This is a genomic window from Shewanella morhuae (genome assembly GCF_900156405.1).
GTDB classification, from domain to species: Bacteria; Pseudomonadota; Gammaproteobacteria; order Enterobacterales; family Shewanellaceae; genus Shewanella; species Shewanella morhuae.
In genome coordinates, this window is sequence record NZ_FTNN01000029.1 from 1 (window position 1) to 4,957 (window position 4,957).

General features: G+C 36.4%; 3 protein-coding genes. 2 read left to right on the forward strand and 1 reads right to left on the reverse strand.

Annotated elements, in window-relative coordinates; genetic code table 11:
- The first annotated feature begins 119 nt into the window (after positions 1-119).
- Both BW947_RS18350 and BW947_RS18355 read left to right on the forward strand, forming a co-directional pair.
- Positions 120-2,702 (forward strand): NACHT domain-containing protein, encoded by a 2,583-nt coding sequence (locus tag BW947_RS18350; RefSeq protein WP_076502319.1) that lies wholly within the window; start codon positions 120-122, stop codon positions 2,700-2,702.
- Between the two features lie 419 nt (positions 2,703-3,121).
- A complete protein-coding gene (locus BW947_RS18355) occupies positions 3,122-4,150 on the forward strand; it encodes an IS110-like element ISSba8 family transposase (protein WP_076502320.1) in 1,029 nt (342 codons plus the stop codon).
- Between the two features lie 223 nt (positions 4,151-4,373).
- Here BW947_RS18355 and BW947_RS18360 read toward each other — a convergent pair.
- The coding region (locus BW947_RS18360) for an IS3 family transposase (protein WP_076502321.1) at positions 4,374-4,957 on the reverse strand (584 nt) is incomplete at its 5' end.

Sequence of the window (4,957 nt, forward strand, 5' to 3'; positions counted from 1 at the left end):
CCTAAAAGAGAGTATAAGATCACAGCTAAGCAAGGGCGTCAAACAGATTATGTGTCAACATTATCAGTTCAAAAAACGTTCACGATCTCACCCTGGGTGGTGTAGGTATCGAAACCTCATTGGCAGTGGCTCGACACTGGGATGAATATCTAGGTACTGGTAAGAGTAATATTATTCCAATACTAAGGGAAGGGGATGTGGTTCCTTATTATTTAAAGAATAAATTTTATATTGACTTTAGAGTTGATGAGTTTTTTGAAGAATCTTTCTTAAAAGTTTTAGCGCATATAAAAGGTGAGGTTAAATCAGCTAGGCCGCAGAAGAAATATTCAATAAATGAAGTTCCAGCTATTCAAGAATTTACCAGGATAGAAGATTTTTTAAAAATAAATTACAAGAACAGAAAGCGTGTTTTTGAAAAGTCGCAAACAATAGATTTTTCAGGTAGTAATAAAATAAAATTCGAGTTATGGGAGACTAAGTCTCCATTATTACAGTATTATTTGTTTTTATTTAACAATACAACACTCGATAAAACAGTTCAAAGAATATGCGAACTAGTTAAGTCTAAAGGTATTAAGATCACAAGTCTTACAGTTTTGAAAAGAAACAATAGTAAAAAAGACTATCTTGGTAAGTTATTTAAAGATAATGGTTTGACTATAAAATTAACGGAGTTGACTTACGCTGATTATATTTGGGAATATTGTGTAGATGAAGATGCAAAACGTGATTTAGGAATTTATACAAGACCTAATTTCATTGATCAATCTTTAATTTTGAATAATGGAGATGTTGAAGATTTAGGTCCGGCCTATGATTATCTTAAAAGAAAGTTAAAAGAAGATGAGCAGGTAACTGCTAATGTAATTATAGCACCTGGTGGTACCGGCAAGACAACTTTGTGCTCTAATCTTGCTAGGTTTTATCAGAAGGAAGATGATGTTATACCTGTTTTTATAGAGTCTGAAGAGATGAAGAAGTCCTCCACTCTACTAGCAAGAAGAGAAATAAAGAGTGTTTATGATTTATATGATGCTTATTCTTCTGTTTGCATTAATCAGGATGATGAGTATGTTTTTAACAAGGTTACTTTTGAAGTTTTAATATTAACTGGTAAGTTAATATTAATTATAGATGGTTTAGATGAAATAATTCCTTTGTTTCATGAAGGTTTTGATATTGAACTTTTCTTAAAGTCAATTGATGAATTAAATAGGGAGATGAGTTCGTCTAAAATAATAATAACATCAAGAAATGATGTTATTTCTGATGATTTAGTTTCAAAATATTCAAATTTAAGTAAGTTTTTGTTGCTTGGTTTTGATGATAAAACGTGCCAGAAGTATCTAGAAAAACGTTTTAAAAATTATAACAACAGCGAGCAAATGATCAAGGCGGTGAAAACCAATGTTACGCCACTGATATCTAAAGATGAAAACCAAAGGATTTTACCATTTATTGTAGATTTATTGTCTTCAATAGTTGAGGATTCTCAAGGAACTGACTCGTTAGGTTTTGAATTGTCTTTTGAAGATAAGAGTTATGAAAGTAATTCTGAACTTACTGATTATCTAGTCTATTCAATTCTTCGGCGGGAATCGGTTAGGCAGACAATCGAAATAACTATTAGTGAAGTACTAGATGTTTTTTTGGAGTTGGCAATATCACATAGTGATACTTTTCCAACTGAAGATTTGAAAAACATCATCAGCGTATACTATCCTGAGGTTGCAGCTGATTTAACTGATAAATTAATGAGAAATCCATTAATTACTGTTAAAGGCGATAGCTGCAGTTTTAAATATGATTTTATCTCTGAGTATTTTAACTCTTTAAGTATAATTCATTATATAAATAGTGGTTCTAAAAGTGATGAATTAGTTAAGTTAATAGCTAAGCATGCTTATGGTGAAAGTGGTGTTTTTAAAGATGTATTGAAATACTTTAGTGTTAAAGATGTAGATTCAAAGGAGTTGATAAAAAGGCTTGTAGTGAATATCAGAACAACTTTGCATTATGAGGATGTTTTTAAAAAGGATGATTATAGATTTAGAGCTATTTCTTTTTTAGTTAATTTGGTCTTTGGGCTCAATAAAAGCTCTTCTAAGACAGAGAGGATGGCTAAGTTGAAATATATGCTTGGAGATGACAATAGTATTTATTTTCTGTCCATATATGGTGATGGAAAAGCATTGGATTTTTCAGATACGCATGTTTTTAATTCAAGGTTTGTAGGGTATAAAGGTTTTACTATATCAAAATTCAATAATACCAAGTTTTCAAACTGTGTTTTCGAAAGTATAAATAATAACAATATACCGACTACACTTGAGCCTGAAATGTTTGACTCTTGTCAGATGGGTGACTTGGACGTAGTTATTGAATTGGCTAAGAGTAGACTTAATGAAAGTAGATCTTTAGTTGAAAAAGAACTTAGAACCTTTTTTACTTCATTTTTTAATCGAGCAAGATTTGTAGATCAAAAAAAGTCATATGTAAAATTTTCAGATAAGATTAAAGGTATTGATAATAACTTTTTTGATAACTTACTGTCTAAGGGTGTGATTAATGTTAAGTTGGAAAAGTCTGATGAAACATATTTTCAGATTTGCTCTAGCTATCAAGATAGTGTTTACACTTTAATTATGAATAATGCAGTTGATGATAAAATGAGAGATATTGTTGATTTGCTAATTTAGATATAATTATGTAGCTACTGATTATAACTCTTTCAATGCGAAAAGTTAATTCTAATGCCACAGAAGTTCACCAATCCCCTGCGAAGTTGCTGAAGGGCGTTGAAGAAAATAGCGTGACGCAGACAGGACGTCTGCGTAGCTTTCGGGGGGAAGGGATGCCCCATCGGAAGCGTTAGCTATTTTCGAATAAGCACGAAGCCACTAATCAATGCATGTAACTTCGCTAGGGGCGTCTTGGAGAATCCAAGGAGGATAGGACGAGCAGTCCTCCTTGGTCGGGTGTGGGGTGAAGCCCCACGACCTTTCGGTCGCAAGACCGATCTTATACCGCGTGTAGTGATGTGATGGACGCCTCAGCACCTAAGCTTGCAGTATTATGCCAAGCTTAAAGCTGACAAATAGTTCTGGAGGTTTCCATCATGGATATTAAAGTTATTGGTATCGATTTAGCCAAAAATGTTTTTCAAGTTTGTGTTTGTCTTATGGATAACTCTGTCATGAGTAACAAAAAGGTTAACAGAAACAAGCTGCTCGATAAAATTAGACAATTCCCCGAAGGTAGCCTTATTGCTATGGAGGCCTGTGGTACGGCGCATTACTGGGGAAGACAATTTCAAGCTCTTGGTTATCAAGTGCAATTGATTCCTGCTCAACATGTTAAGCCATTTGTTGCAAACCAAAAGAATGATGCCAACGATGCCCTCGCTATATGCGAAGCGGTTTTCAGACCTAATATCCACATGGTTCCAGTTAAAACTGTTGAGCAACAAGACATTAAAGCATTACGTTGTGTACGTAGTCGTCTCGTTCAAAATCGAACCGCCATGGTCAATCAAATTCGAAGCCTAGCGAGCGAGTCTGGTGTGATCTTCTCTGTCGGCAGGTTGCAATTACAAGCGTCACTTAGCCGTATTTTAGCAAATAATGAGCATGAACTGTCTCATACGCTTCATTACCTGTTAAAATTTTTATATGAAGATTTATGTGTTTTAAATGAGAGAATTAATCAAATCGAGCGCGACATTAAAGCGCTATGTCAAATCCAACCTCGCTACAATGCATTGCTGTCGATCCCTGGCTTTGGACCATTAGTCACAGCAAGCTTTATGAGTGAATTAGGTTCGGGTCATCAATTTAAAAATGGCCGGCAATTATCTGCATGGTGTGGCTTAGTGCCATCGCAATCGAGTTCTGGTGGAAAAGTTCGACTAGGATCGATCACGAAAAATGGCAGCTCAGAACTACGTGTTTTACTCATACACGGCGCCAGAGCCGTTGGCCGATTTGCGAGCAAACGTGATGATAGACTTGGGCGATGGTTTAATGCACTTGCGTTAAGGCAAGGTCGACACAAAGCCGTTGTCGCATTGGCCAATAAAATAGCGCGTATAGGATGGCGGATCCTCACGAGTAACGATAATTTCGACGTTAATAAAGCGTTTGCGTAAGACGTTAAGCATCACGTAAAAGTTTACATGCACTGATGAATAAACGGTCAACCGTACCTATTAGAGCCTGACTTGACCAAGGCATTAAATGCCGATGTAGTGATAAGGTAATGGGTTTCGGATTTACATCATGGCGCGGGTAAAAAGCCTATTTAGACGCCGAATATATGGTAGTGAACCAATCATTCAAAAGTGTTGTAAAAGCTGAGGCGTCCATATATGGTCAACTAAATTTGGCCACGGTTTTAGAATCTTCCCAAAACCTTCGCTCTGATTCATTTGGGCTTAATCCTGCATTATAATGATGTGGCCTGACTTGGCTATAATAGCCAATAATATAATCAGTCACATCTTGTTTAGCTTCAACAAAACTCTTATAGCCTTGCGTTGGCACCCATTCCGTTTTTAAACTCCTGAAAAATCGCTCCATTGGCGCATTATCCCAGCAGTTACCTCGGCGACTCATGCTCTGAGTTATTTGATATTTCCACAGCCGTTGACGGTATTTAAGGCTAGTGTAATGACTGCCTTGGTCTGAGTGAAATATCAGGTTTTTAGGCTTACTCCGTGATTCAAATGCCATTTCCAGTGCTTTCACCGTTAACTCAGTATCTGGTGAAAATGACATTGCCCAACCCACCGCTTTTCTGGAAAATAAGTCCAGTACAACCGCTAAATAGCACCAGCGATTACCCGCCCAAATGTAAGTGACATCGCCACACCAGACGGTGTTTGGTTCAACCACTGCAAATTGTCGTTCGAGTATATTGGGGATAGCGACATGCTCCTTCCCAGCCTTCTTGTAGT